Source organism: Mesorhizobium sp. LNHC221B00 (genome assembly GCF_000502935.1).
GTDB classification, from domain to species: Bacteria; Pseudomonadota; Alphaproteobacteria; order Rhizobiales; family Rhizobiaceae; genus Mesorhizobium; species Mesorhizobium opportunistum.
The window spans coordinates 22,338-46,494 of record NZ_AYWR01000032.1 but is presented as its reverse complement, the minus strand read 5'-3'; the positions used below and the strand labels follow the sequence as shown (position 1 = coordinate 46,494).

The 24,157-nt window shown below is 64.1% G+C and carries 22 protein-coding genes; 12 read left to right on the top strand and 10 right to left on the bottom strand.

From position 1 onward, the window contains the following. Positions 1-139 precede the first annotated feature (139 nt). Positions 140-3,748 carry a bifunctional proline dehydrogenase/L-glutamate gamma-semialdehyde dehydrogenase PutA gene (gene putA, locus X741_RS139655; protein WP_023780374.1) on the top strand — a complete coding sequence of 1,203 codons (3,609 nt, stop codon included), beginning with the start codon at positions 140-142 and terminating at the stop codon, positions 3,746-3,748. Positions 3,749-3,856: 108 nt separating this feature from the next. Next, a complete protein-coding gene (locus tag X741_RS139660; RefSeq protein WP_031250597.1) occupies positions 3,857-4,909 on the top strand; it encodes a glycosyltransferase family 2 protein in 1,053 nt (350 codons plus the stop codon). 127 nt (positions 4,910-5,036) lie between these two features. Here the strand turns inward: X741_RS139660 and X741_RS139665 are convergent, their stop codons facing one another. The 4 genes from X741_RS139665 to X741_RS139680 are packed head-to-tail and all read right to left on the bottom strand — an operon-like array spanning position 5,037 to position 9,194. Beyond that, positions 5,037-5,351 (bottom strand): antibiotic biosynthesis monooxygenase, encoded by a 315-nt coding sequence (locus X741_RS139665; protein WP_013895038.1) that lies wholly within the window; start codon positions 5,349-5,351, stop codon positions 5,037-5,039. 59 nt (positions 5,352-5,410) lie between these two features. Beyond that, positions 5,411-6,559: a TonB family protein gene (locus X741_RS139670; RefSeq protein ID WP_245272796.1), complete on the bottom strand. Its 1,149-nt coding sequence runs from the start codon at positions 6,557-6,559 to the stop codon at positions 5,411-5,413. Between the two features lie 8 nt (positions 6,560-6,567). Next, entirely contained in the window at positions 6,568-7,011 is a 444-nt protein-coding gene (locus X741_RS139675) for a hypothetical protein (protein WP_023780372.1), read from the bottom strand. Between the two features lie 5 nt (positions 7,012-7,016). Continuing rightward, positions 7,017-9,194 (bottom strand): TonB-dependent hemoglobin/transferrin/lactoferrin family receptor, encoded by a 2,178-nt coding sequence (locus X741_RS139680; RefSeq protein WP_023780371.1) that lies wholly within the window; start codon positions 9,192-9,194, stop codon positions 7,017-7,019. A 200-nt stretch (positions 9,195-9,394) separates the two neighbouring features. Here X741_RS139680 and hemP point away from each other — a divergent pair, with 200 nt between their 5' ends. Genes hemP through X741_RS139705 form a run of 5 tightly spaced genes read left to right on the top strand, consistent with a single transcriptional unit; the run spans position 9,395 to position 13,552 of the window. Then, the gene (gene hemP / locus X741_RS139685) at positions 9,395-9,601 is read left to right on the top strand and encodes a hemin uptake protein HemP (RefSeq protein WP_023780370.1); all 207 of its coding nucleotides are present in this window, start codon (positions 9,395-9,397) and stop codon (positions 9,599-9,601) included. Positions 9,602-9,623: 22 nt separating this feature from the next. Beyond that, positions 9,624-10,682: a hemin-degrading factor gene (locus tag X741_RS139690; protein WP_023780369.1), complete on the top strand. Its 1,059-nt coding sequence runs from the start codon at positions 9,624-9,626 to the stop codon at positions 10,680-10,682. Positions 10,683-10,691: 9 nt separating this feature from the next. After that, positions 10,692-11,615 carry a hemin ABC transporter substrate-binding protein gene (locus tag X741_RS139695; RefSeq protein WP_023780368.1) on the top strand — a complete coding sequence of 308 codons (924 nt, stop codon included), beginning with the start codon at positions 10,692-10,694 and terminating at the stop codon, positions 11,613-11,615. 5 nt (positions 11,616-11,620) lie between these two features. Further along, positions 11,621-12,724, top strand: a complete 1,104-nt coding sequence (locus X741_RS139700) for an iron ABC transporter permease (RefSeq protein ID WP_023780367.1) — start codon at positions 11,621-11,623, stop codon at positions 12,722-12,724. Positions 12,725-12,760: 36 nt separating this feature from the next. Further along, the gene (locus tag X741_RS139705; protein ID WP_023780366.1) at positions 12,761-13,552 is read left to right on the top strand and encodes a heme ABC transporter ATP-binding protein; all 792 of its coding nucleotides are present in this window, start codon (positions 12,761-12,763) and stop codon (positions 13,550-13,552) included. 27 nt (positions 13,553-13,579) lie between these two features. Here X741_RS139705 and rirA read toward each other — a convergent pair whose 3' ends face one another. Next, on the bottom strand, positions 13,580-14,041 hold the full coding sequence (gene rirA / locus X741_RS139710; RefSeq protein ID WP_013895047.1) for an iron-responsive transcriptional regulator RirA: 462 nt from the start codon (positions 14,039-14,041) through the stop codon (positions 13,580-13,582). 276 nt (positions 14,042-14,317) lie between these two features. Between rirA and X741_RS139715 the strand changes: the two genes are divergently transcribed. The 3 genes from X741_RS139715 (at position 14,318) to X741_RS139725 (ending at position 16,891) form a co-directional block, all read left to right on the top strand. Continuing rightward, the gene (locus X741_RS139715) at positions 14,318-15,613 is read left to right on the top strand and encodes a DUF445 domain-containing protein (RefSeq protein WP_023780365.1); all 1,296 of its coding nucleotides are present in this window, start codon (positions 14,318-14,320) and stop codon (positions 15,611-15,613) included. A 102-nt stretch (positions 15,614-15,715) separates the two neighbouring features. Beyond that, a complete protein-coding gene (locus X741_RS139720; RefSeq protein ID WP_023780364.1) occupies positions 15,716-16,144 on the top strand; it encodes a phasin family protein in 429 nt (142 codons plus the stop codon). 249 nt (positions 16,145-16,393) lie between these two features. Next, positions 16,394-16,891, top strand: a complete 498-nt coding sequence (locus X741_RS139725; protein WP_013895050.1) for a MaoC family dehydratase — start codon at positions 16,394-16,396, stop codon at positions 16,889-16,891. A 125-nt stretch (positions 16,892-17,016) separates the two neighbouring features. Here the strand turns inward: X741_RS139725 and X741_RS139730 are convergent, their stop codons facing one another. Continuing rightward, positions 17,017-18,471: an MFS transporter gene (locus X741_RS139730; RefSeq protein ID WP_023780363.1), complete on the bottom strand. Its 1,455-nt coding sequence runs from the start codon at positions 18,469-18,471 to the stop codon at positions 17,017-17,019. A 130-nt stretch (positions 18,472-18,601) separates the two neighbouring features. Between X741_RS139730 and X741_RS139735 the strand changes: the two genes are divergently transcribed. After that, positions 18,602-19,492: a LysR family transcriptional regulator gene (locus X741_RS139735; RefSeq protein WP_023780362.1), complete on the top strand. Its 891-nt coding sequence runs from the start codon at positions 18,602-18,604 to the stop codon at positions 19,490-19,492. Positions 19,493-19,494: 2 nt separating this feature from the next. Here X741_RS139735 and X741_RS139740 read toward each other — a convergent pair whose 3' ends face one another. After that, positions 19,495-20,913 (bottom strand): PLP-dependent aminotransferase family protein, encoded by a 1,419-nt coding sequence (locus X741_RS139740; protein ID WP_023780361.1) that lies wholly within the window; start codon positions 20,911-20,913, stop codon positions 19,495-19,497. A 106-nt stretch (positions 20,914-21,019) separates the two neighbouring features. Between X741_RS139740 and X741_RS139745 the strand changes: the two genes are divergently transcribed. After that, positions 21,020-21,883 carry a DMT family transporter gene (locus X741_RS139745; RefSeq protein ID WP_023780360.1) on the top strand — a complete coding sequence of 288 codons (864 nt, stop codon included), beginning with the start codon at positions 21,020-21,022 and terminating at the stop codon, positions 21,881-21,883. Positions 21,884-21,897: 14 nt separating this feature from the next. Here the strand turns inward: X741_RS139745 and X741_RS139750 are convergent, their stop codons facing one another. From X741_RS139750 to maiA, 3 genes are all read right to left on the bottom strand, one after another. Then, positions 21,898-22,938: a zinc-dependent alcohol dehydrogenase family protein gene (locus X741_RS139750; RefSeq protein WP_023780359.1), complete on the bottom strand. Its 1,041-nt coding sequence runs from the start codon at positions 22,936-22,938 to the stop codon at positions 21,898-21,900. A 90-nt stretch (positions 22,939-23,028) separates the two neighbouring features. Beyond that, complete coding sequence (locus X741_RS139755) at positions 23,029-23,514, bottom strand: DUF4262 domain-containing protein (RefSeq protein ID WP_023780358.1); 486 nt, start codon at positions 23,512-23,514, stop codon at positions 23,029-23,031. After that, positions 23,504-24,154: a maleylacetoacetate isomerase gene (maiA, locus tag X741_RS139760; protein ID WP_023780357.1), complete on the bottom strand. Its 651-nt coding sequence runs from the start codon at positions 24,152-24,154 to the stop codon at positions 23,504-23,506. Before maiA ends, X741_RS139755 begins: the two co-directional genes overlap by 11 nt. Between the last annotated feature and the right edge of the window lie 3 nt (positions 24,155-24,157).

Genomic DNA, 24,157 nt, shown 5'->3' with positions numbered 1-24,157 from the left:
TTTCGACCGTAATGATAGATCAAATGACCTGCCAAGTCGATTTCTTTGGACCGGCTGAAATTTCGCGCCTGTGCTAGCTTGCGCCATTCGGTCCGGTGACCGCCGGCCCGCTCTCCGATGCTCGCTCCGCAGGACCGCCATGCCGCTCGACACCATCCGCCAGCAGATCCGTGCCAACTACCTGCCCGACGAAGACGAGGCCGTGAAGCGGCTGGCGGAGACGGCAGCGCTGTCCGCGAAAGACCGCAAGGCGATTTCGGCGCGTGCCGCGGATCTGGTGCGCGCGGTGCGCGGCTCGTCCGATCCGCGGCTGATGGAAGTCTTTCTCTCCGCCTATGGCCTCTCCACCAAAGAGGGCGTGGCGCTGATGTGTCTGGCCGAGGCGCTGCTGCGCGTGCCGGACACCGAGACGATGGATGATCTCATCGCCGACAAGATCGCACCGCACGACTGGTCGTCGCATTCGGGCGGTTCGAGCTCGATCTTCGTCAACGCTTCGACCTGGGCGCTGATGCTGACCGGCCGCGTCCTCGACGAGGGCGAGGGCGGCATCGAAGGCACGCTGCGATCGATGGTGCGGCGGCTGGGCGAGCCGGTCATCCGCAAGGCGGTGGCGGCCGCGATGCGCGAAATGGGCGAACAATTCGTGCTCGGCCGCACCATCGCCGAAGCGGTCAAGCGCGGCCGACCGATGACGCAGAAGGGCTATCTGTATTCCTTCGACATGCTGGGCGAAGCGGCCCGCACAGAAGCCGACGCGCTGCGCTACCACAAGGCCTATGCCGACGCCATTTCCTCGCTCGACAGCGGTTCCAACGGCCCCGATATCCGGCAGAACCATGGCATCTCGGTCAAGCTGTCGGCGCTGCATCCGCGCTACGAGGTGGCGCAGAAGGAAGAGATGCTGCCGGTGATGGCCGAGCGGCTGCTGTCGCTGGCGCTGGCCGCACGGCATTCGCGTATGGGTCTCAACATCGACGCAGAGGAGGCCGACCGGCTCGATCTATCGCTGGACGTCATCGAGCGGGTGCTGGCCGAGCCGGAGCTCGCCGGCTGGAACGGCTTTGGCGTCGTCGTCCAGGCCTATGGGCCGCGTGCGGCCTTTGCCATCGACTGGCTCTACGCGCTGGCCAAGAAATACGACCGCAACATCATGGTGCGGCTGGTCAAGGGCGCCTATTGGGACACTGAGATCAAGCGGGCGCAGACGCTCGGACTATCGGGCTATCCTGTCTTCACCCGCAAGGCCAACACCGACGTCTCCTACATCGCCTGCGCGAAAAAGCTGCTTGGCATGACGGACCGGATCTATCCGCAATTCGCCACTCACAACGCCCACACCGTCGCCGCCATCCTGTCGATGGCCGACAGCCGCGACGCCTTCGAGTTCCAGCGCCTGCACGGCATGGGCGAGGCGCTGCACGAGACGGTGCGCCGGTCCGAACGCACGCGCTGCCGCATCTATGCGCCGGTCGGCGCGCATTCGGATTTGCTTGCCTATCTGGTTCGTCGACTGCTGGAGAACGGCGCCAATTCCTCCTTCGTGCACCAGCTGACCGACGAGGACGTCGAGCCGGAGGACATCGCGCGCGATCCGCTGGAAACCGTCGAGAGCCAGGGCCCTGCCGCCAATCCAGCGATTGCCCGGCCATCCCAGATTTTTGGGGCCGGCCGCCGCAACTCCAGGGGATTCGACATCACCGACACCGTGACGCTGGCGGCGATCGACAAGGCCAGGGCGGCCTTTGCCGGTTCCGACCGCTGGCATGCCAAGCCGATCACGCGCGCCGCCGGCTACGGCAAGCAGCGTCCGATCGTCAATCCGGCGAAGCCTGACGAAGTGGTCGGTACGGTTCACGAGGCCGCCGCCAAGCAAGTCGCGACCGCCGTGCGCATCGCGGTCGAGGCGCAGCCGGCCTGGGCCAAACGGCCCGTGGCCGAGCGTGCCGCCATCCTCAACCGCGCCGCCGATCTCTATGAGGCGAATGCCGTCGAGTTTTTCGCGCTCGCCACCCGCGAGGCCGGCAAATCGCTGGCCGACGGCGTGGCGGAAGTGCGCGAGGCCGTGGACTTCCTGCGTTACTACGCGGCCGAGGCGGCCAATGCCGAGCCGGGCACGCAGGCGCGTGGCGCCATCGTCTGCATTTCGCCGTGGAATTTCCCGCTCGCCATCTTCACCGGCCAGATCTCGGCAGCGCTGGTCACCGGCAATTCGGTGATCGCCAAGCCGGCCGAGCAGACGCCGCTGATCGCCTTCCGCGCCGTCGAACTGCTGCGCGAGGCCGGCGTGCCGGAAGACGTGATCCAGTTGCTGCCCGGCGACGGCCCCTCGGTCGGCGGGCCGCTGACCGCTGATCCACGCATCGCCGGTGTCTGCTTCACCGGTTCGACCGAGGTCGCCAAGCTGATCGAGAAACAGCTCGCCGAGACCGCCGCGCCCGACGCGATGCTGATCGCCGAGACCGGCGGCCTCAACGCCATGATCGTCGATTCCACCGCGCTGCCCGAGCAGGCGGTGCGCGATATCCTGGCCTCGGCCTTCCAGAGTGCCGGCCAGCGCTGCTCGGCGCTGCGCGTGCTCTATGTGCAGAAGGACGTCGAGAAGAAGATGCTGGAGATGCTGAAGGGCGCGATGGAAGCGCTCAACATCGGCGATCCCTGGCGGATCTCGATCGATATCGGTCCGGTCATCGACGACGAGGCGCAAGCTTCGATCCGCGATTATTGCACCACGATGGGCCTGCAGGGCCGCCTGATCGCCAAGCTCGAGGCGCCGAAAGACGGACGCTTCGTCGCGCCGCATGTCTTCCGGGTCAAAGGCATCGAGGAGATGCAGCGCGAGGTATTCGGCCCGGTGCTGCATGTCGCCAGCTTCGACGCCGACGAGATCGATACGGTGATCGCCGCCATCAACCGCAAGGGCTATGGCCTGACCTTCGGCCTGCACACCCGCATAGAAGGCCGTGTCCAACATTTCGTCGACGGCATCCATGCCGGCAACATCTACGTCAACCGCAACCAGATCGGCGCCGTCGTCGGCTCGCAGCCGTTTGGCGGCGAGGGGCTGTCGGGCACCGGGCCAAAGGCCGGCGGACCGCACTATCTCCGGCGCTTCCGCAGGGGGCCGGAAGCCGGCACCGAAGTTGGCGAGGGCCACAAGGTGACGGCGACCGAACTGGCCGACAACCTTCCCGATCCGACACTCGGCGGCTGGTCGACGCGGCCTGATCGCATCGCCATCCTGAGGAAGCATCTGCGCGGCAAGGGCGCGGCCGCCATTGGAGCCGCCGCCGGTATCGACTTCGGCCAGGTCGACCTTCCCGGGCCGACCGGCGAGGCCAACACGCTATCGTTGTCGCCGCGCGGACGCGTGCTGTGCCTCGGTCCCGACGCCGATACGCTGCTTGCCCAGACGATCCAGGCGCTTGCCGCCGGCAATGCGGTCCTGGCCGTGGCGCCGGGCGCACCGGCCGCACTCTCGGCTTTGACCGGCAAGGGATTGCCGCTGGCCGCGATCGACGGCCGGCCGGATCCAGTCGAGGCGCGCTCGCTGCGCGTCGATGTCGTCGCTTTTTCGGGCACGGCTGAAGCCGCGCGCATCGTGCGCAAGGTCATTGCCGACAGGGCTGGTCCGATCGTACCGCTGGTCAGCGAGGTGCTCAATCCGGCGGCCTATGCGCATGAGCGGGCCGTCTGCGTCGACACGACGGCGGCGGGCGGCAATGCGAGCCTGCTCGCCGCGGCTTAGGAGGAAGGCTTTCCCTTGCCATCGGCTTCGGGTCCCTTGTCATCGGCTTCGGGCCGGTGCAAAGGGCAAGAGCCCGAAAACCTGGGCGTCCATCGGGGCAAGCCACGCATGCCAAGCACGACCGTGCTATTCGAGCTTCCTCGAGTAGGCGTCATCATCACTTGTCACAATTATCGCGCCTATGTCGGGGATGCGATCCGCTCGGTATTGGCGCAGACCTATCAGAAATGGGATTGCGTCATCGTTGACGATGCCTCGACGGATGGTTCGGCCGAACATGTGCGCCAGCTTCTCGAAACGATTGGCGACCCACGCCTGCGTCTACTGGTGCGGCCGCAAAATGGCGGCCAGATCGCAGCGTTCCGTGACGGTTTTGCCGCCGGCGATCAGCCATTCGTGGCTTTCCTCGATGCTGACGATGTCTGGCTACCGAATTTTCTCGTCGCGCATCTGTCGGCTCATCTGAACACGATGCATCCGGCATCTCTGTCCAGTTCCGATGCTTTTCTGGTTGATCGCGACCGTGTCGCCCTGAGCGGCACCTACCTTGGGCTGCGCAAGCCACGTTCCGGGGAGAACCCGATTGGCGTTGCCGTGCCGTCCGTCAATCGGATCGGTGAGGTGGCGCCGGAGATCGCCTATTCATCGGAATATCCAATTACCTATCTGGGCCCCAAAACCCCCGGCTGGATATGGGCACCGACATCATCGATGGTTTTCCGGCGTGGCGTGCTGGAACCGGTGCTGCCTTTCCCATTCAAGGTGAGGACGGGGACAGACTATCTGGCGGCGACTTGTGCGCATATGGTGGCCGGCAGCCTGCTGTTGTCGGAATCTCTAGGCCTCTATCGTCTGCACGGTGCCAATATCTCCACCAACGGCGCATATGAGGGCGGACATGTGCAGCTGTTGCCGGCGAACAAGGTCAAGCAAATCGCTTTGGGCGCCGATGTTCTCGACTATGTTGTGGCTAATGCCGAACGCCTCGACGCGATAAACGGCAAGGGTTTCGTGTCAGAAGTGCTTGCCCATCATTTAAGGCGATTTGGCAAGCTGTTTGACGATCCACGCATAGCGCCCTTTCTGAGCCCAAGAAACCGTTGGCGATGGTGGCGCAAGCGTGCCGTCAGGCATCTGCGGCGCTTGTTTGGCCAAGCCTGAAAGTTGGTGCCGTGGTCGCTGAGACCTACGCCTCTTCCGGGGCGCAGCCGAAAATGCAGCGGCGGCACTTCGCCGCCCTGATGTAAGCAGGACGAGACTTCAGGCGGCTTGCACGACGTTTCCGTCGTCAGGCACCCTCGACGACGGAAAAGCCCTCGAATTGCGGGTGGCCGAGATAGTGGACCTTCGTCGTGCCGACGTTCCTGTGTGCGGCACGGAAATTCTCGGACTTGGTCCAGGCGACGAAATCGTCGTGGCTCGCCCACACCGTGTGCGAGGCGAACAGCGTGTAGCCTTCGGTCTCGTTGACCGGGCCGCGCAGCAGATGGAATTCGCGGAAGCCTTTCATCCCGGCAAGGCTGGAATCGCGGTTCTTCCAGACGGCTTCGAAATCGGCTTCCGAGCCGGCCTGCACCTTGAAGCGGTTCATGGCGATGTACATGGGGTTCCTTTCATGCGGACGTTGATGGTTGGCGCCGCGGCAGTTCGTTCCGGGCGTATTCAAAATGGGCCGATTTCAGCCTCGAACTCCAAACTCGAGCTTGCGGCCTGCGGCGGAATTGGAGGAAAGGGCGCGGCCTTGCGCACGATGCCGAGGGCGGTCTGATCGAAGTTGGGAGATCCTGAACTTTGCAGGATGCGCAGTTCATCGATGCCGCCCCGGCTGCCGATGACGAACGTCACCACGGCGTTGTTGCGTGCGGTTCGTTGCACCGAAGGCGGGACGCTGCGGTTGACACGGCTAAGCTTTCTGACGACGTCACTGCGATAGCTGAATTCCGCGTCGCGGCCTGCTTCCTTCTGCTTTTTACCCTTGCTGGCCGGCGGTGCCAGCTCATCCCGGCCATCCGCCGTGCCGCGCTTCTCGTCCGCTGTTGTTGAAGGGGCGGCAGCCGGGGTTGGCCTGGCGCTGGGGATTGGCGGTTGGTCTGGAACGGCGACAGGCATTTCGACGGTTTCGGCCTGGACGCCCGGCTGTACCGGCGTTTCGGTCTTGGCGGTCATATTCTCAGCGGCGACGCTCTGGTTATCAAGGCGCGGCGTTGCCGCCACCAGTATGTCTGGCGTGGCCACAGACTGTTTGGCCGGTTCCGGCGAGGGCTCCGATGCCTGCTTCGCCGCGTCCCGGACAGGCTCGGGAGCATGCGTCACGGTTTCTTGCTCAGGCTGCGAAGGTTTTGTCGGGGGTACCGGCCTAGCTGCCCTTGCGGGTTCCGGTTTGGCTGGCGGCGGGCTTGGCACCAGCTTGACGCTCACTGCCGCCGGATCCTTGTCCAGTGCGCTGCCGGCTATCTTGTCTCCGACCTGATCGCTGCCTTCCGGCTGCACCGAATCCCTGGAATCGAATGATCCCGAGGATGAAATCAGAAAAGCCACGGCGGCATGGAGCAGGCCGGAGATGACGATTGCCGTCGCCCACTTGCCGGTGCCAGCGGTCGGCCCCACCAACGCAAGCGGTTCGATTGGTTTTATAGCCAGCTCGGCGCTGGCGTCGGGGAGCGGGCTGATGTCCTGCATGTCTCGCGACGAGACCTGCAGCGACCCGAGCAAAATTGTCAAATCAAGTTCGTTCGCTGACGGCGGTATCTGGTCATGGCCGGCCAGCGGCCAGGCCGCGGTGTTTCGCGTGAATGCGGGATGCAGTCCCAACGCCGTTCTCAGACGCCGAACGCGATGCCGGTCTTGGTGCCTGTCTTCAGCTTGCGCATGCAGGCATTCGGTTCGACACCGTTGCCGGTGCATTCGGTGGCGCTGTTGATCAGCACGCGGCTGATCTTGGCGCAGTCGGTGCCGGCGAGATCGAAACGCGTCACCTTGGTCTTGCCGGCCGGCAGGTCCTTGAAGTCGAGCACGGTCAGCCGGTCGACGACATCGGCCTCGTTGAACAGCGCGATCTCGAACGCCGCCTTGGAGAGGTCGGCGCCGAGACTGTTGTTGACAAGGAAGGTCAGCCGGCAGCCCTTGTCGGAAGGTTGCGCGGCATTGAGTTCGAGGGTGAGCGCGGGGACCGGCGCGGGCTCCTCAGCCCACGCCGGAACCATCGCAAGCGACACCGCCAGCATCGAGGTCAGCAGACGAAGGGATGTCGTCAAGCTCGTCATGGTCATCAGTCTCCAAAGCGCATGGTTGCCGCCAGCTTCAACATTACGCCGGGCTCGTAAACGGCGACTGTCGTGCTGCCGTTCAACGGGTTGACGTATTTGACATCGAACAGATTGTCGGCTCGGAAATCGACTTTGAGATTGTCGGTGGCCTGGTAGCTGGCGAAGGCATTGACCAGCGTATAGTCCTCGGCCACCGCATTGCCCTTCGGCTTGCCATTGTATTGCACTTCGCCACCGACGGTCAGCTTGTCCTCAAGGAAGCGCAGTCCGAGCTGCGCCGTGACCTGCGAGGAGGGGATGGTGGCGAGGTCCGCCCGGTCGCCTTCATACGATATGGTATGGCCGTTGGTGATCGAGGCAGAGAGACCTGCATAACCCCATGCCGCGTCGTACACGCTTTCCAGTTCGAAGCCGTTGATCTTCGCCTTGGCAAAATTCTGGTACTGGAAGCAGATCGGGATGCCCGGCCCAAACGGGCAGCCGCTGGTGGGGTCGAACGGCGATAGCGTCACGCCATCGATATAGTCGTCGACGTCGTTGTTGAAATAGGCCGCCTTGAGACGGAACGCGTCGCCGGCCTCAAGGATGTCGTTCTGCTTGTAGTTGACGCCGAATTCGGTGGTCTTGCCTGTCTCGGGCCGCAGATTGGGGTTAGGCAGGAAAGGAAAGCTGACGCCGGCCGGATGATTGCCGCTGATCAGCGTCTCCGTGATCGATGGCGAGCGATAGCCTTCCGCATAGGTGCCATAGAACTGAAGGCCTGCAAGCCCGGCGGACTCGAACGGCGAGATACCGACGGTGATGCGCGGCGATACCCTGTCGCCGGAAATGTCGTGGGTATCGTCCTTCAGGCTGTAGCTGTCGTAGCGCAGGCCGCCGATCACCTCGAGCCACTCCCAGGTGAGCTTGTCCTGGACATAGGCGCCGGACACGTTGCGCTTGCCCGAAGGCGTATAGAAGCTGTCGCCGCCGGCAGCGCCGCCGGTCTTGACGTCGTCGCCGACCCAGTCGCCGCCATAGGTCAGCTCATGAGCGACACCGCCCGTTTCGAACCGGGACGTATTCCAGATGTCGATGCCGGTCGTGCCGACGTCAAATGTCGACTGCGATCCTGCCGGGAGAACCACGGGCAGGCCGGTGACCGGATCGAAGCGGTTTTGCGCAACGAGGCTGGTCAGATCGAGATTGGTCTTGTTGTAGGAGGTGTTGATGTGGAGATCGAGCCAGCTCTTGTCCTCATCCGTGATGTTGTAGCGGGCCGTGAAGGTGTCCGACTTCAGGTCGACATCGTTGACCGGCACGCCGCCGCTGGTTTCGTTCCAACCGTCGCTGGAGCCGACCCAGCCGAGCTTTAGTTCACTGTTGTCGGTCGGACGGATGGTGGTCTTGAGCAGGCCGCTCAGCACGTCGAAGCCGGTGCCGTTGACGGTATCGCCGCCGCCATCCTTGTAGTTGTCGTAGTTGCGGTAGACGATATTGCCGAGCGCATCCCAGTTCTCGTTGAAACGGTAGGCGCCGGAGGCGCTGGTGGTCCAGCCCTTGCCATTGCTCTCATAGCGTCCGGTTACCGAAGCGCCCCATGTTTCCTCCGGCTTGAGGAAGTCCACGGCGTCCTTGGTGTCGAAGAAGACGACGCCGCCGATGGCGCCCGAGCCGTAGGTGTTGGCGACAGGGCCACGGATCACGTCGACGGATTTGACGAGCTCCGGGTCGATGTAGAAGGTCGACTGGGTGCCGTGGTCCGAACGCTGGAAATCCTGCCGCGCGCCATCGACGATGATCGCGACGCGGCCGAAATCCTGCAGGCCGCGTATGTTGATGCTGGTGCTGACGCGCCTGGCGTCGGCCTGTGTCGCAACACCGGGAACACCGAGCAGCATCTCGTTCGGCGTCGTCGCCATACGACGGTCGAGTTGCTCCTGGTCGACATGGCTGGCCGAGGCCAGCGATTCGATTGCCGTTTCACCGGTGCGGCTGATGACCAGCACCTTGTCGAGCAGCGTCGCGCCCGCAGGCGCCGCTTTTTCCTGATCGGTCTTTTTCGCCTCATCCGTCAGCTGCGTTGCCTGCTGGGCGTTGGCAAGTTGCGCCGACAAGGCGATCGCCGCCACGCTTGTCAGCAAGGCCGCCGCACCGTTCGCCGCCGACCGTCCGCGCCGTTCCCAATTCATCAACCCCATGCCCCAACTCCAAATTCCAGGTTCGATGCTGGCTCGCCCGGGGCTGGCTGGCATTTTTGATCGTGTCCGGCGTCTTAAATCTTGACTCGTTTGCTCCGGTATTGCACTGACTAGTAAACATGATTATTCGAGTCAAGAAATGAATCGGCAATTATGCAACGCCCAGCCAGATGCCCGGCACAGGAAAGGGATCGACCCAGATGAACACGCACAATCCCAACGATTTTCGCCATCGCGTCCGCCGTTCCGATGACACCGCAGTCCGTTTCGACCGGGTTCCGCTGGCGGTGCGGACCCTGTCCAGCAACACCCTTTTCCAGGGCGAGCACGAGATCGGCATCGAGCACCATGGTGCTCTCTACAGGCTGAAGATCACCCGCCAGGGCAAGCTCATTCTCAACAAGTAAGGCAAGGCAATAGGGGTAAGACATGGACCAGCGCGTAAAACCCGCCCCGCATGAAATCCGGCGGGCACGGACGGAAAATCCGAAAACGCGCGAGCGCGACCTGGCTGCCCAACTCGGCATTTCGGAGGCCGAGTTGGTCGCTGCCCATTGTGGCGACGGCGTCGTCCGCGTCGAGCCGCGCGTCAACGACCTTCTGACCGGCCTCGAGGCCGTCGGGGAGGTGATGGCGTTGACCCGCAACGGAAGCGCCGTGCATGAAAAGATCGGCGTCTACGACAAGGTCGTCACCGGCAACCACAATGCGATGGTGCTCGGCGAGAATATCGATCTGCGCATCTTTCCGAAAGTCTGGGCGCACGGCTTTGCCGTCGAAAAGCGCGATGGCGAAGAGATCCGCCGCAGCCTGCAGTTCTTCGACGCGGCGGGCGAGGCGGTGCACAAGGTGCATTTGCGGCCGGGCTCCAGCCTCTACGCCTACCAGAAGCTGGTCGCCTCCCTGGAATCATCGAACCAGGAGCCGACGATCGACATTTCAGGACCAATCTCCGAAGAAAGCGAGGCTTCGGCGGCCACCGCCAGTCTCGACGATCTGCGCGACCGCTGGAGCCGGCTGACGGACGTGCACCAGTTCTTCGGCATGCTGAGGACGCTGAAGCTCAGCCGCCGCCAGGCGGTGCGCATGGTCGGCCAGGATTATGCCTGGCTGCTCGACAATGACGCGGTCCAGGCCATGTTCCATCACGCCGCCCAAGGCGAGATGCCGATCATGTGCTTTGTCGGAAACCGCGGCTGCATCCAGATACATTCCGGGCCAGTCAAGTCGATCAAGCCGATGGGGCCGTGGATCAACGTGCTGGACGAGACCTTCCACCTGCACCTGCGGACCGACCACATTCATGAGGTCTGGGCGGTGCGCAAGCCGACCAAGGATGGCCATGTCACATCGCTCGAGGTCTACGCCGCCGACGGCAGCATGATCATCCAGTTCTTCGGCAAGCGACACGAAGGCGAAAGCGAGCGCGACGACTGGCGGTTCCTGGCCGAGAACCTGCCGCGCATCCCAAACCCTACGGCAGCCTGAGGACAAGTGATGCGTTCTTTCCTCAACATGCCGGCCCTGAGCCTGCCGGCAGTACGCGGATCAATCCTTGCGCCGATGATCGGCCTATCCCTTGCTTTTGCCACGCTGCAGCCGGCCGGCGCCGCCGAAGGCGTCGCGGTCTTCTCCGACCCGTCGAAGGTCGCTGCGATAGGCGGTTCGATCACCGAAATCGTCTATGCGCTCGGCGAGGAGAAACGTCTGGTGGCCCGCGATTCCACCAGCAATTATCCAAAGGCCGCGCTCGACCTGCCCGATGTCGGCTATATGCGCGCGCTCTCGCCCGAGGGCGTGCTGTCGGTCAATCCGACAGGCATCCTGGCGGTGCAGGGCAGCGGCCCCAGGGAAGCCGTCGATGTGCTGAAGAAGACCAGCATTCCGTTCATCGAAGTGCCCGAGCACTATAGCCACGAAGGCATTCTCGAGAAGGTCCGCATTGTCGGCAAGGCACTCGGCGTCGACGCCAAGGCCGAGGTGCTGGCCAAGGAGCTCGATGCCAAGCTCACGGCCGCCGAAAGGCGGACGGCCTCGATCAAGGAGCGCAAGCGCGTCCTGTTCGTGCTGTCCGTACAGGGCGGCAAGATCCTGGCGGCCGGCAGCGACACCGCGGCCGACGGCATGGTCAGGCTGGCGGGCGGGGTCAATGCCATCGAAGGCTTCTCCGGCTACAAGCAACTGTCCGACGAAGCGATCATCACCGCCGGGCCGGACGTGATCCTGATGATGAGCAATGCCGGGCCGCCGGTGTCGGACGACGAATTGTTCGGCAATCCGTCGATCGCCTCGACGCCGGCGGGTGCCGCGCGCAAGCTGATCCGCATCGATGGCGGCTATCTGCTCGGCTTCGGGCCGCGCACGGCGGATGCCATCCACGATCTCGCCGTCTCGTTCTACGGCGCGCAGGTCACGGACTGAGCATCATGGTCGATCAGTCGATCGCCGGCCCGGTAAAGGTGATGGCGAATGCATCCGAAGGCGACCGCTCGGGTCGCGCCCGCATCGTCATCCTGCTGTTGTGCGTGGGGCTCGCGGCTGCCGTGTTCCTGTCGCTGACATCGGGCGCGTCGGACGCATCGGCCGTCAACGTCATCGGGGACTGGCTGACTGGAGCCGTTCCAGGCGATGCGACGCTGAGCGCGCGCGACAGCCTGATCGTCTACGACATCCGCCTGCCGCGCGTCATTCTCGGCATGCTGGTTGGTGCGGCACTCGCGGTGTCCGGCGCAGTCATGCAGGGCCTGTTCCGCAATCCGCTGGCCGACCCCGGCCTGATCGGCGTTTCGGCCGGCTCCAGTCTCGGCGCGGTGGCCATCATCGTGCTCGGTGGGACAATGTTAGCTCCAGTGACGGCCTTGCTCGGCACGCTTGCGTTGCCGCTGGCGGCGTTCTTCGGCGGCCTTGCCACGACGCTGGTGCTTTATCAGGTTGCCACCCGGCGCGGGCAAACCTCGGTCGCCACCATGCTTTTGGCCGGCATCGCGCTGGCAGCCCTTGCCATGGCGCTGACCGGCATCCTGATCTTCACGGCTGACGACCGCCAGCTGCGCGACCTGACCTTTTGGTCGCTCGGATCGCTCGGCGGCGCGACCTGGGGCAAGATCGCTTCGGTCGGGCCGATCATCGTGCTGGCATTGGCGGCGATGCCGTTCCTGGCGCGCGGCCTCAACGCACTGGCGCTGGGCGAGGCGACCGCCGGCCATCTAGGCATTCCGGTGCAGCGGTTGAAGTACACGGCCATCGTCGGCGTTTCGGCGGCGGTCGGCGCATCGGTCGCCGTCAGCGGCGGCATCGGCTTCGTCGGCATCGTGGTGCCGCATCTGCTGCGCCTGCTGATCGGCCCGGACAATCGTTACCTGCTGCCGGCTTCGGCGCTGCTCGGCGCCTCGCTGCTGCTGCTCGCCGACGCTGTCGCCCGCACCATCGTGGCGCCGGCCGAATTACCGATCGGCATCGTCACCGCGATAGCCGGTGCACCGTTCTTCCTGTGGATCCTGCTGCGCAAGCGCGGCGTGATTGATTTGTGAGGCTTGGGTGATGAGGGTTGGGATTGTGAGGTTTTTATGATCGATGCGAGGGATGTTTCGGTTGATATCGCCGGCAAGCGCATCGTCGGCGGTGTCGATTTCGATGCACGGCCAGGTGAGGTGGCGGCGATCGTCGGTCCCAATGGGTCGGGCAAGACGACCTTCCTCAAGGCCCTGTCGGGCGAACTTGCCTTTACCGGACGCGTCGTTCTCAACGGCTGCGATCTCTCGGCCATGAAGCCGGTCGAGATCGCCGTCCAGCGGGCGGTGCTGCCGCAGGCGACGACGCTGTCGTTTCCGTTCACCGTGCGCGAGGTGGTCAAGCTTGGCCTTGTCGTTGGCCGCTCGGGTGCCTTGCCGGGCGAGGATGCGCGGCTGTCGGAGCGGGCGCTGGCGCGTGTCGATCTCGACGGCTTTGCCGGGCGTTTCTACCAGGAGCTTTCGGGCGGCGAGCAGCAGCGCGTCCAGCTTGCACGTGTGCTGTGCCAGGTCTGGGCGCCGGTGCTCGACGGCAGACCGCGCTATCTGTTTCTCGATGAGCCGGTTTCCAGCCTCGACATCAAGCACCAGCTGATCATCATGAACATCGCCCGCGATTTCGCCAGAAGGGGCGGCGGCGTGGTCGCTATCCTGCACGACCTCAATCTGACGGCCATGTATGCCGACCGCATCTTCGTCATGCATCGCGGCCGGCTGGCCGCGACCGGTTCGCCACGGGATGTGCTGAGCGATGATCTGATCGAGAAGGTTTTCGACTGCCGGCTCCGGGTCGGTGTGCTGCCGACCGGCAACATGCCGTTCGTGCTGCCGCAATCCTCGGTCAGTTGATATTCAGGTAAGGCCGGCCTGGCCAGGTCAGGCGGCCGGGGCGCGGCGCTCAAGCATATCGATGCCGAGCAGGCTGCGGACATTCGGGCGCGCCGCCACCATATCGGCGATCGTGTAGCGCTCCAGCACCGCGAAGAACGCGTTCAGCGCTTCACGCAGCGCCGAATTCAGGGCGCAGCTGTCGACCAGCGGGCATTCGGCGGCATCGTTCTCGAAGCATTCGGCCATAGCGAAGCTCTCTTCCGTCACCCGCACGACGTCGAACAGGCTGATCGCTTCGGCAGCACGGCCAAGCCTGACGCCGCCATTGCGGCCACGCACGGTCTCGACAAGGCCGTGCTCGACCAGCGGCTGCAGGATCTTGAACAGGAACAGTTCCGACACCGAATAGGCGGCTGCGATCTCCGGAATGCGGCTCAGCCGGTCGTTGTTGGCGGCACAATACATCAGGATGCGCATGGCATAATTGGTCTGGCGTGTAAGCCGCATTTCGTCCTCACTCAGCGCTGGTGCGGTGCAACCACGCCAGATTCCAGAACTCTGCCGGCGCGGCTTTGGGATTCGCCGCGCTGGCCTCGGCCGAATATGGCCTATACCTTGGAATAATTCCAGACTAGCCGGGCCTTATAGATGAATATTCTCGTCAACTTTATGTGCGGAGCCGGGCAAAACGCGGTGCGATGTGGCTGTCACGGGCATTTCGGCGGCCGCAACACTAGATAGGCTCGGGATCGCCCCGCGAGTTCGATGAGGAGCAGTTCATCCATGGCACAATCGGCTTCGTCCCTGGCGCCGGTCCGTTTCGATGCCGACGCTGCCGCCAAGCTCTCCGCTTTGCGGCGGACGAAGTTCGTCGCCACGGCCGCGCTGGCGCTTTGCGTGCTGGTGTTCGCGTTGGCCAAATCGTTCGAACACTCCTATCCGTGGCTGGGATTCGTCGCGGCCTTTGCCGAGGCGGCGACCATCGGCGGTCTGGCTGACTGGTACGCGGTGGTGGCGCTGTTCAAGCGGCCGCTCGGGTTGCCGATCCCGCATACAGCCATCATTCCCGAGAACCAGCACCGTATCGCCGACAATCTCGGCCGCTTCATCGAGGTGAACTTCCTCGCCCCGGAACCGGTGCGTGAAAAGCTTGCCGAGGTCGATTTTTCGGCGCTGGTCGCCGACTGGCTGGCCGACGGCGAACGCGCAGCCGGGCTGTCGCACTTCGTTGTGCGGCTGGTGCCGCAGACGCTCGCCGCGGTCGAACAATCCGGCCTGCGTGGCTTCATCACCAGCCGCATGATCGAGCAGATCGAAAAGGTGCCGCTGGCGCCGCTCGCCGCCGAACTCTTGTCTGCGCTCACCGACGACCGCCGCCACCAGAAACTGTTCGACGAATTCACCAAGGTGATCGGGCGGTTCCTCAATGACGAACAGGCGTTGGCGACGATGCGCGAAAAAATCCGCGAGGAGCTGCCGTCGCTGTTCAACCTGTTCCGGGCCGACGCTTATCTCCTGAAGAAGATCGTCGCCTCGGCGGGCTCCCTGCTCGACGAGGTGCGGGCCGATCCCGACCATCCGATGCGCGCCGAATTCGACCGTTTCGCCCAAGGCTTCATCGAAAAACTCAGAACATCGAAGCAATACGCCAAACGCGCCGAGCAGATGAAGCGGGATTTTCTGGCCCGGCCGGAGGTCAAGGGATTGGCCGGCGACATGTGGGCAAGCCTCAGCCTGTTCATCGAGCAGGACGCCAAGGCGCCGAATTCGATGATCCGCGCGCATCTCGCCAACATGTTCGTCGAGGTCGGGCGCCATCTCGCCGGCGACGCGCAGATCCGGGCCGACATGAACCAGGGGTTCGTCGTGGCGCTCGCCTCCTTCGTCGAGAGCCAGAAGAGCGGCGTGTCGAAATTCATCGCCGACCAGGTCAAGCGCTGGGACCTTGCGCAACTGACGCGGCTGATCGAGATGAACATCGGCAGGGACCTGCAATACATCCGCTTCAACGGCATGATCATCGGCGGGCTGGCGGGTATCGCGCTCTACACGATCGAGCTGCTGCTCCCGGTCAATTGATGCGCATCGGTCGCCATGCCCGTGTTCGAAATGGACACGCGGCAGCCGAGTGCTATGCTCCCGACGAGGCACCCGCATCCGCGGCACAGGGGAGAAGACATCATGGCCAAACAACCGGAATCCGATTCCTTCATGGATATGTTCGGCAGGTTCGGCCGCGACCTGAAGGTGCCCAATGTCGATGTCGAGGCGATCCTTGCCCATCATCGCAAGAACCTCGAAGCCCTGGAGAAATCGGCGCGAGCCGGCGCCGCGGGCGCGACCTCGCTGTTGTCGAGGCAACGCGAGATGTTGCAGGACACGCTGCGTGAGGTTGCCGACATGGCGCAGGGTTACCGGGCGCCGGGCAATCCGCAGGAAATCATGGCCAAGCAGACGGAGTTCGCCAAGAAATCCTTCGAGGCCGCGCTGAAAAATGCTGGGGAAGTGGCTGAATTGGCCCGGAAATCCGGCACCGAATCGATCGATATCCTGCGCGCGCGCATCAAGGAGGCGATGGAGGAAATCCGCGCCGGTTATGGGCAGAAATAGGCTCCTGAGGCCTGTCGCTTCGCCTTCATCCGGGCAAGCCGGTTCGCAGTTCCGCGACCTTGCGCGCAGTTGCATCCAAGCCAGGGGACAAGCACCAGGCAGGAATTCGACCCTGCCATTGAATCGCAAGGAATCGCGAGGCATGGCACGATTCCGCTGGAGTTCGGCGGAACGGATTCACGCAGGGCGAATTGACAGAGGCCGTCAGTTCGTGGTCCGGAGGCGCTGAAAGCGATCGGGAAAGCAGGAATGACAGAAATACGGCCTAAAACGCCGCCGACCTACGAGCAGTTAAGGATGATGTCCGGGCAGGAACTCGGCGTCTCGGAATGGACCACTGTCGACCAGGACCGTATCGACCAGTTCGCCGAATGCACCGGCGACCATCAATGGATCCACGTCGATCCGGAACGGGCGCGGCGGCAAAGCCCGTTTCGCACCACGATCGCGCATGGCTACCTGACGCTGTCGATCATCGGCGCGCTGGCGCTCGGCATGGGGATCGTGCCGGAGAATACGCAGGCTGCGTTCAACTACGGCTTCGACAAGGTGCGCTTCCTGGCGCCGGTCAAGGTCGGCGCGCGCATCAGGTTGCGTACGGTGCTGCTGTCCATGGAAGACAGGGGGCCCGGCCAGTATCTGATGAAGGCCGCCAACACGGTCGAGATCGAAGGCGAGGAAAAGCCGGCGCTGACCGCTGAAACATTGGTCTTGCTCTACGAGCGCCGCAAACGGGCAGGGGCCTGATATCCATATTCAGGTGAGGCCGGCCTGCAAACGCTGGCCTCCGGCGCTTCCCCGTTCTACTGCGTCGCAGTAGAACTGTGGTCACGTACTTCAGTACGCTCCGCTCCGGCTCCCGGAAACCACCACTATTGTGAGGCCAACGTGCTAGGTATCCGGCTGGCAAAACGGGCCGAAAGAACTGCCAGGACCAGCGCAGCTAGCACCATGCCGGTTGCCGCTCCGAAAGTGGTCTGCATTCCCTGCGCGGCCGCGGCCGGCGACAGAATGGCCGTGTCCGCAGCGTCTTGCCCCGACGCGACCGCGAATATCGCCCCCATCAAGGATGCGCCTGTGATCAGGCCGAGGTTGCGCGACAGGTTGAGCAGGCCTGATACGACGCCGCGTTCGCCGGCTCCGACACCGCCCATGACGGCTGCATTGTTGGATGTCTGGAACAGGGCGTAGCCGAAGCAGGCGACGGTGATGGGAACGACATAGCTGGCAATGCCGAGCTTCGTCATCGCGAGTGACAGCAGGAAGGTGCCCATGGCGAGGCTGAGCAGGCCGGCGACCATCATCCTGTGAGCTCCAAAGCGATCGGCAAGACGTCCCGCCAGCAGCGCCGACAGGGTCGAGACCAGCGGCCCGGTGGAAAGCACCAGGCCGACCATCGCGGCATCCAGCCCGAGACCGCGCGACAGATAGAACGGGGCTACCACCAGGGTCGCCATCATCACCGTGGCGACGATCAGGCTCATGACCAGGCTGGCGCCGAGCTGGAGGTCGCGGAAGTTGGCGAGTTGGACCAGCGGTGTTTTCACTCTCGCCTGCGCAACGGCAAACAGGATGACGCCGATGCCGGCCGCGGTCAGCAGGCCGATGTTGAGCGCGCCGAAACTGCCCCGGCCAAGCGTCATCGCCATCGCATAGGCGCCCAGGGTCAGGGCGAGCAGCGCCGTGCCTGTCGCGTCGAACTTGCCTCCAGCAGCTTGCGTTCCATTGCTGCGAGCGGGCAGGGCACGCCAGGCGAGCGCGAAGGTCAGGAGGCCCAGCGGGACATTGACCAGGAAGATCGCCCGCCAGCCGAGGCCGGCGATCAGCAATCCGCCGAGCGAAGGGCCGAGTGTCGTTCCGATCGCCGACATGGCGCCGAGCAGGCCCATGGCGCTGCCGGTCCGGTCCTTGCTCACCGTTTCGGCGACAAAGGCCAGGGTCAGCGCCATCATCAGCGCCGCCCCCAGCCCTTGCACGGCTCGCGCGGCGATCAGCAGCCACAGTGTCGGCGCCAGGCCGCAGAGCACGGACGCCGCCGTGAACAGTGCGATGCCGCCAAGCAGCAACGGTCGGCGCCCGACCATGTCGGCCAGCCGTCCGGCGCTGACGATCAGCGTGGTGATGGCAAGGAGATAGGCCAGGACCACCCATTGCACGGCCTGGAACGAGGCCCCGAACGTTTGCATCAGCGACGGCAGCCCGACACTGGCAATGCTGGTTCCGAGCGACGACAAAAGCGTGGCGAGCGACAGGCTGGCCAGCGCCCAGCCGGCGGATTCTTTCTGTTGCGGCGCTGATATCAGCCCTTCTTGCTCGGCGACAGCCATGACGATCTCCTTTTGTCGGCTCCGGTACCGGAGCTGTCGGAGATGTAGCCCTGTGGCTGATATGGCGGAAGGCGCAGCATTTGCATCATATTCGTGCATCAAACGCCATATCATATGCTATGATCGGCCGATGACGTCACCCGATCTCAATCTGCTCTTTGCGCTGGACGTTCTGCTCGCGGAAGGCAGTGTGGCACGTGCCGCGCGCCGTTTGCGCTTCAGTCCTTCGGCCATGAGCCGGACACTGGCACGGCTGCGCGAGGCAACAGGCGATCCCCTGCTGGTTCGCGCCGGGCGCGGCCTGGTGGCGACACCGCGCGCGGAAGAATTGCGGCGGCAGGTTGGCCCTGTCGTCCAGGACGCGGAGGCGCTGCTGCGCCCCGCCGAACTGCTTGATCTCTCAAGCCTGGACAACGTCTTCACATTGCGCACCAACGAAGGCTTCGTCGAGGAATTCGGTCCTCGTCTCGTCGCCCGCATCGAGGTCGATGCGCCAGGGGTGCGGCTGCGTTTCGCGCCGAAGTCCGACAAGGATGCGATGTCGCTGCGCGAAGCGGCGATCGACTTGGAAATCGGCGTCGCCGGTGAAACCGGACCCGAAGTGCGTATCCAGACGCTGTTTCGCGACCGCTTCATCGGTGTTGTTCGAGCCGGCCATCCCTTGGGCGAAGGCACGGTGACGCCGGAACGCTTTGCGGCGGGCCGGCACATCAACGTCTCGCGGCGCGGCCGCGAGAGAGGGCCGATCGATGAGGCCCTGAGTGCGCTTGGCCTGCAGCGGACGGTCGTATGCATGGTGTCGGGTTTCTCGGCCGCGCTCGCCATGGCGCGTGGCTCGGACCTGATCGCCAGCGTGCCCGAGCGGCATACGGTGGGTGCGCGCGCCGGCATGCACAGTTTTCCGCTGCCGGTCGCCATCGTGGATGTCACCATATCGATGCTCTGGCATCCGCGCCTCGATGCCGACCCGGCGCAACGCTGGTTGCGCGACTGCGTGCGGGAGGTTTGCGTCAGCCGCTGAGATCAGCGCGCCATCGCCGCCTCGATTACCTTGAAAATCCGCTTGTCTTCGCACTGCGCAACGTTGAAGCGCAGGAACCGGCTGGCGGTCTGGGACAGGCTGAACGCGTTGCCGGGCGCCAGCACGACATCATCCGAAAGGGCGCGGCGTGCGACTTCGGCCGCGTCCACGCCATCGGGCAGGCTGCACCACAGGAACAGGCCGGCCGGCTGGTCGATCCAGGGCGTGATGCCGATCGCCTTGAGGCGGGTGCTGGTCTCGCTCATGACGCGCGCAAGCTTGGCGCGCAGCAGGTCCATGTGCTTGCGGTAGCTGCCGTCCTTCAGCAGCGTCAGCACCAGTTCTGCCGCCAGCCGTCCGCCACCGAAGGTCGTGGCGATCTTGAGGTCGGTCAGGCCCTCGATCCAGTCGCGGGGCGCGGCGATGAAGCCGCAGCGGACCGAGGCCGACAGTGTCTTGGAGAAGCTGCCGATTTGGACAACGCGGCTGAGACCATCGAAGGCCGCCAGCCTGGGGGCGGGGGCATGTTCGAAATCGGCGAAGATATCGTCCTCGACAATGGTCAGGTCCGATTGGTCGGCGATTTTCAGCAGCCGGTGCGCCGTGACCGGCGACAGGATCGCGCCGGTCGGGTTGTGGATGGCGGAATTGGTGATGTAGAGCCGCGGCCGGTGCTCAGCCAGCGCCTGCGCGAACAGCTCGATATCCGGACCCGACGGCGTGTAGGGAACGCTGACCACCTTGGCGCGGTGGGCGCGCAGCAAAGCGTGAAAATTGAAATAGCAGGGATCGTCGACCAGCACCGTATCGCCGGGCTCGATCAGGAACCGGCACAACAGGTCGATGGCCTGTGTGCCCGATTCGGTTAGCATGATCTGTTCGGGCGAGACTTCGATGCCATGCCCGGCCATGCGCCGCGCCAGCAATTGCCGCAAGGGCGGCAAGCCGAGCGGCGTGCCGTAATCGGCGAGCGCGACATCATCGGCACGCGCCACCGTGCGCAGCGCGCGACGCAAGGCGGACTGGGGCATCCAGGCGGCCGGCAACCAGCCGCAGCCGGGTTTCAGGATCTCGTCGCCGGCTTCCAGCGATTGGCGCGAGACCCAGAGCGGATCGATGGCGCGGTCGAGGCGAGGGCCGATCTCGGCCAGCGATAGCGGCGCCAGCGAGCCGGCGGCATAAAAGCCCGAGCCCGGCCGGGAGCGGATCGCGCCTTCGGCTGCGAGCCGCTCATAGGCCTCGACCACGGTGGATTTCGACACCTGCATGGATTTGGCGAAGGCACGGATCGAGGGCAGTCGCGCTCCCGGTGTCAGGCTGCGTGCCGCGATCCGCTGGCGAATGGTCGCCATGACAGTCTCGACGAGGGTGGTCGTGACAAGGGTGTGTGCGCCGTCCGTTTCCAAAGCGGGTTCAGGCATCTGTACTGCTCGACTGTTCATTACAGTTTCGTGAAATTGTACCCCATTGTCTCTGGCTGCACCATGGGTGTCTGCCCGATAGAGGGCGAAAGACATGGAGCCTGGAATGGACAAGATCGCGAGCGGCTGGCTGAACGGATTTATCGGCGTGCTGATCTTCAGCGGCTCGCTGCCGGCGACGCGCGTGGCGGTGGTGGATTTCGATCCGACATTCCTGACATCGGCCCGCGCCGCGATTGCCGGGCTGCTTGGCCTGGCCATGCTGATCCTGTTCCGGCAAAAGCGCCCGGAGCGTGGGGATTTGCTGTCGCTGGTGATCGTCGCACTCGGCGTGGTGGTCGGCTTTCCGCTGCTGACCGCGCTGGCGCTGAAGCATGTCACCTCCGCCCACTCGATCATCTTCGTCGGGCTGCTGCCGCTGGCAACCGCGATCTTCGGCGTGCTGCGCGGCGGTGAGCGTCCACGACCGGCGTTCTGGCTGTTTTCCTGCGTGGGCAGCGCGCTGGTCGCGGGCTTTGCGCTGACGCAGGGCGTGACGGCCTCGCCGGTCGGCGACGGTCTGATGCTCGCCGCCATCGTCGTCTGCGGCCTGGGCTATGCCGAGGGTGCCGCGCTGTCGCGCAAGCTCGGTGGCTGGCAGGTGATCTGCTGGGCGCTGACGCTGTCGCTGCCGATCATGCTGGTGCTGACTTTGGCGACCTTGCCGCCGTCGTTTGCCGCCGTCGGCTCCCACGCCTGGATCGGGCTGGCCTATGTCTCGCTGTTCAGCATGCTGATCGGCTTCGTCTTCTGGTATCGCGGCCTGGCGCAAGGCGGCATCGCCGCCGTCGGGCAGCTGCAGTTGCTGCAGCCCTTCTTCGGCCTCGCGCTAGCGGCGAAGCTGCTGCACGAGCAGGTCAGCCCGCTAATGGTGGTTGTCACGCTCGGCGTGGTGGCCTGCGTGTTCGGGGCGAAGAAGTTTGCGCGGTAATTCGAGAAGCGAACTTAAAACTTCGTCACAACCCCAATGCCGATTCCCTCGAAACCACCCATCGCCATCAGCGCGGCGGGCGCCTCGTCGAGGCTGATCTTCTTGCCGACCAGCAATTCTGGCTTGAGCTTGCCGTGGCGGATCATCTCCATCATCGCCGGGTAGCGATAGGCCTGCATGCCATGGCTGCCGAGGATTTCGAGTTCGAAGGCGATCACCTTGTCCATCGGCACCTGCGGGCGGGCGTGATCGCCAAGCATCAGCCCGACCTGCACGTGGCGGCCGCGCCGGCGCAGATTGGCGATCGAGTTGAACGAGGTGGTCGGGTGGCCGAGCGCGTCCATCGACATATGCGCGCCGCCATTGGTGATCTGCTTGACTGCCTTGACCACGTTCGGCGTCGTGGACGCATTGATGGTGGCGACGGCGCCGATCTTTCTGGCGAAATCCAGCTTCTCGTCGGTGAGGTCGATGGCGATGACATTGGCGCCCATCGAGCTGGCGATCATGATCGCCGACAGGCCGACGCCACCGCAGCCATGCACCGCCACCCATTCGCCCGGCGTCACCCGGCCCTGGTCGACGATGGCACGAAACGAGGTGACGAAGCGGCAGCCGAGGCTGGCGGCGGTGGCGAATTCCATCTCGTCGGGCAGGCGCACCAGATTGGTGTCGGCATGCTCGATGGCGACATATTCGGCGAAGGAGCCCCAGGCGTTGAAGCCGGGCTGCGATTGATGTTCGCAGACCTGGTGATTGCCCGAATTGCATTCGAAGCAATGGCCGCAGCCGACGGCGAACGGCACCGTGACGCGCTCGCCGGCCTTCCAGCGGGTCACATGCTTGTCTGCCGCGACGACGATGCCGGCCAGTTCGTGGCCCGGCACATGCGGCAGGCGGATATCGGCGTCATGGCCCATCCAACCATGCCAGTCGCTGCGGCAGAGCCCGGTCGCCTCGACCTTGATGACGACGCCATCGGCAGCCGGTTTCGGATCGGGAACGGTCTGGATAGTCGGCGCTTCGCCGAATTTCTCGAAGACGACGGCTTTCATCGGTCACTCCACCCTTAAGACGGCACGCATTGCGGGAAACGATAGCCGATTCCTTGTCCGGTCAAGCGGAAATCGATTCCGCCGGACAGGTCAGTCCATGTCCTTTGGCGAAGGCTCGGTATCGAGCAACGGCTGGCGCGCTCGGAACCAGTCGCTGGCGTCGGCCTCCCATGGCCAGACCCCTTCGGTCGTGGGAAAGATCAGCTGCATGACGCGAAAATCGAGCCCATCGTAGAACCAGATATCCCAGCCGAAATGCTCGCGATAATGCTCCACATGAACGGTGCCGAACTGGCAATCGAAGCCGTTGACGAAGCCGGACGCTCGCTGTCCTGGTTCGAAGATCTCGCCTGATCGGACTCGCCTGCAATATTCGTTGATGATGGATTGGGAGATTTCAGGCTTCAGGCCGATGACGATCAACTCTGGAGCCTTGAAGTTGTGCTCTATGCCAACTGAGTAGCTGAACGGTGGGTTGTCGTCCTCTTCCAACACGTAGAGAATGTGGCAGCCATATGCCTCGACATCGGCCAGCGCCTTGGCTTCCGCGGGATCTTTGGCTTCCCTATTCGGCATCGATTTGTTTCTCAGGCGCGGCCTTCTGGAAGGCTGGCAGTGCCGTGCAGGCGGCGTTGATGCGTGCGATTGTCGGGTAGGGCGCCAAGTCCACGCCGAAACGGGCGTTGCTGGCGATTTGCGCAACCAGGCAGATATCGGCGAGCCCCGGCGTCTCGCCGTGGCAGAATGTTCCGGTCTGCGGCGACGACGCCAGGAGCTTTTCAAGCGGCCGGAAACCTTCGTTCACCCAGTGGCGGAACCAGTTGGTGATGTCCTGGTCGCCGGCGCCGAACAGGGTGCGCAGCGAGGTCAGCACACGCAGATTGTTCACCGGATGGATGTCGCAGGCGATCATCTGCGCCAGCATTCTCACGCGCGCCCGGCCAAGTGCGTCCCCAGGCAGCAGCGGCGGTGCGGGCTGGATCTCGTCGAGATATTCGATGATCGCCAGCGACTGCGTCAAAAGGGTCCCGTCGCCCAGCACCAGCGCCGGCACGAGCCCCTGCGGATTGACCGCGAGATAGGCCGGTTCCAGATGGTCGCCATGGCGCAAATGGTGCGGGACATAGTTGTAGTTCAGCCCCTTCATCTCCAGCGCGATCCGCGCCCGGTAGGAGGTGGAGGACCGATAGTAATTGTGCAGGACGAACTCGCTCATGCG

Excerpts from the sequence above, each read along its gene's own strand:
- putA (WP_023780374.1), top strand. The coding sequence starts at position 140 with ATGCCGCTCGACACCATCCGCCAGCAGATCCGTGCCAACTACCTGCCC.
- X741_RS139660 (WP_031250597.1), top strand. The coding sequence starts at position 3,857 with ATGCCAAGCACGACCGTGCTATTCGAGCTTCCTCGAGTAGGCGTCATC.
- X741_RS139665 (WP_013895038.1), bottom strand. The coding sequence starts at position 5,351 with ATGTACATCGCCATGAACCGCTTCAAGGTGCAGGCCGGCTCGGAAGCC.
- X741_RS139675 (WP_023780372.1), bottom strand. The coding sequence starts at position 7,011 with ATGACGAGCTTGACGACATCCCTTCGTCTGCTGACCTCGATGCTGGCG.
- X741_RS139680 (WP_023780371.1), bottom strand. The coding sequence starts at position 9,194 with ATGGGGTTGATGAATTGGGAACGGCGCGGACGGTCGGCGGCGAACGGT.
- hemP (WP_023780370.1), top strand. The coding sequence starts at position 9,395 with ATGAACACGCACAATCCCAACGATTTTCGCCATCGCGTCCGCCGTTCC.
- X741_RS139690 (WP_023780369.1), top strand. The coding sequence starts at position 9,624 with ATGGACCAGCGCGTAAAACCCGCCCCGCATGAAATCCGGCGGGCACGG.
- X741_RS139695 (WP_023780368.1), top strand. The coding sequence starts at position 10,692 with ATGCGTTCTTTCCTCAACATGCCGGCCCTGAGCCTGCCGGCAGTACGC.
- X741_RS139700 (WP_023780367.1), top strand. The coding sequence starts at position 11,621 with ATGGTCGATCAGTCGATCGCCGGCCCGGTAAAGGTGATGGCGAATGCA.
- X741_RS139705 (WP_023780366.1), top strand. The coding sequence starts at position 12,761 with ATGATCGATGCGAGGGATGTTTCGGTTGATATCGCCGGCAAGCGCATC.
- rirA (WP_013895047.1), bottom strand. The coding sequence starts at position 14,041 with ATGCGGCTTACACGCCAGACCAATTATGCCATGCGCATCCTGATGTAT.
- X741_RS139715 (WP_023780365.1), top strand. The coding sequence starts at position 14,318 with ATGGCACAATCGGCTTCGTCCCTGGCGCCGGTCCGTTTCGATGCCGAC.
- X741_RS139720 (WP_023780364.1), top strand. The coding sequence starts at position 15,716 with ATGGCCAAACAACCGGAATCCGATTCCTTCATGGATATGTTCGGCAGG.
- X741_RS139725 (WP_013895050.1), top strand. The coding sequence starts at position 16,394 with ATGACAGAAATACGGCCTAAAACGCCGCCGACCTACGAGCAGTTAAGG.
- X741_RS139730 (WP_023780363.1), bottom strand. The coding sequence starts at position 18,471 with ATGGCTGTCGCCGAGCAAGAAGGGCTGATATCAGCGCCGCAACAGAAA.
- X741_RS139735 (WP_023780362.1), top strand. The coding sequence starts at position 18,602 with ATGACGTCACCCGATCTCAATCTGCTCTTTGCGCTGGACGTTCTGCTC.
- X741_RS139740 (WP_023780361.1), bottom strand. The coding sequence starts at position 20,913 with ATGCCTGAACCCGCTTTGGAAACGGACGGCGCACACACCCTTGTCACG.
- X741_RS139745 (WP_023780360.1), top strand. The coding sequence starts at position 21,020 with ATGGACAAGATCGCGAGCGGCTGGCTGAACGGATTTATCGGCGTGCTG.
- X741_RS139750 (WP_023780359.1), bottom strand. The coding sequence starts at position 22,938 with ATGAAAGCCGTCGTCTTCGAGAAATTCGGCGAAGCGCCGACTATCCAG.
- X741_RS139755 (WP_023780358.1), bottom strand. The coding sequence starts at position 23,514 with ATGCCGAATAGGGAAGCCAAAGATCCCGCGGAAGCCAAGGCGCTGGCC.
- maiA (WP_023780357.1), bottom strand. The coding sequence starts at position 24,154 with ATGAGCGAGTTCGTCCTGCACAATTACTATCGGTCCTCCACCTCCTAC.